Source organism: Prosthecobacter gellanilyticus, assembly GCF_007992435.1.
Lineage (GTDB): Bacteria > Verrucomicrobiota > Verrucomicrobiia > Verrucomicrobiales > Verrucomicrobiaceae > Prosthecobacter > Prosthecobacter gellanilyticus.
The window spans coordinates 1-1,553 of sequence record NZ_BKAG01000119.1; the positions used below are offsets into that span (position 1 = coordinate 1).

A 1,553-nucleotide genomic window follows, 5' to 3' on the forward strand; every position below is an offset into this window, starting at 1 on the left:
GCGCATTGGCGTCCACTTAAGAGGCGGTGAAAATGGCAGTGAGGTCGTGAGCGGAGGTTTTGCGCCTGCGTTTTTCATAGGTCATGGCTGGTGCAAACTGGGCATAGAGCCTGTCAAAGGGCTGCATGCCTGGCAACTCCAACCATTGATCGAGCAGCGAGGTGAGCAGCAGGTTCATCACACGTGCGCTTTTTAACAGGCTGACATGTCGCGGAGGCTTCACATGCTTGGCTCGCGCATTGGCTGCGGCGCCTCGTTTCGAGGTGTTTCTGCACGCTGGTGCAGGCACCGCCAGAGTGTTGAGCGTCATGAGGATCATCGCACTCTCCACTAGAGCTTCCAATTTGGTCTTGTTCATCGGCTGCTTTAGCAGCGCTGGCAGGCGCAGGCCCTGGCTCTTGAGGCTCTTGAACAGGATCTCAATGCGCCATCGCAGCGCGTAGAGCGCTGCGATGCGGTTGCCTGCATGTGCCTGCGCAGGCAGGTTGGTCAGATACAGCGACCAGTCCAGCAACGCCAGGCTCCGGGGCGTGTGCTTGAGCCGGGCATCACGGTTGCTCAAGGCGCGGCGACGGCGCGCATTGGCAGAGTCCTTCTCCAGACGCACGGCGATCAGGCGCATTGGCAGACGCATCCCAGCTCCCAATTGCACCGGGATGTCCAGGCAGGTGCCCGGCGCGGCCTTGCGCAGTTTTTTGAGCAGCCAGTCCTCCAGGTGGATGCGTTGCCCTCCAGGATGATACAGGGCGGCCTTGGAGTAGCGGGATACAAAGAAGGCCCCGGCTTGGTGGATGCCTGCCAGTGAATCCAGGGTGAAGTAACCCAGGTCGCGCAGGATCAAGTCACCCGTGCGCAGGTGCTGCAAGATATCCGGTGCAGCAGCCTGATCATTACGGTTGAAGCCGCTGAGGGTGAAGTCTTCCATGCGGTGGTTGAGCAGGTCGAAGGTGGCCTGGATCTTGAGCACGGCGCGGGCGTTGCCATGCTGGTTGGAACTGCCCGGGAAGTCTTGTCGTAGGCAAGGATGCAGGGCAAGGTGGACGCTGTCCTGGACGAGAATGCGGCGCACGGGTGACCCGGCTGGCAGCAAGGAGCCTCGGTTCTGGCCAGCCCGTCGAGTGCACAGAATGTGGGCGAGCACGGCTCCGAGGAACTCTTGTAAAGAGGCTCCGAATCTGCGGTGCAGGGCCTGTTTGCAGATGCTCTGGCCGGAGCATCGGGAGGCTAGTGAGGCGAGGCCGAAGAAGGAATGCTCCACGGCAGGCACAGCAGAGAGAAAGGCAGCGAGAATGACAGCCGGTGAGAGCTTTTTGGAGCGGCGCTGCATCAAGCCGCAGGAGCGTGCCAGCTCATCGAGAACAGCGGGCGAAGGCAGGTGTGAGAGGAGCGAACAAGCAGCGGGTTGGGAAGGGTTCCTAAACATAGGAACCCTGGCGTCCAGGCCGCCAAATCAAGTGAAAACCCACCGCTGAAGGCACAAAAATGCTCCACCTAACAACGACCATGACACGAAATGCCTGCGACTTGAACCCGTTAAGTTGACGCCAATGCGC

Annotated in this window: 1 protein-coding gene; it reads right to left on the reverse strand. The window is 60.3% G+C overall.

Going from position 1 to position 1,553, the window contains the following annotated elements; translation table 11 throughout:
* Nucleotides 1–16: 16 nt before the first annotated feature.
* On the reverse strand, nt 17–1,423 hold the full coding sequence (locus BGE01nite_RS28725; protein ID WP_146856390.1) for an IS4 family transposase: 1,407 nt from the start codon (nt 1,421–1,423) through the stop codon (nt 17–19).
* Nucleotides 1,424–1,553 lie beyond the last annotated feature (130 nt).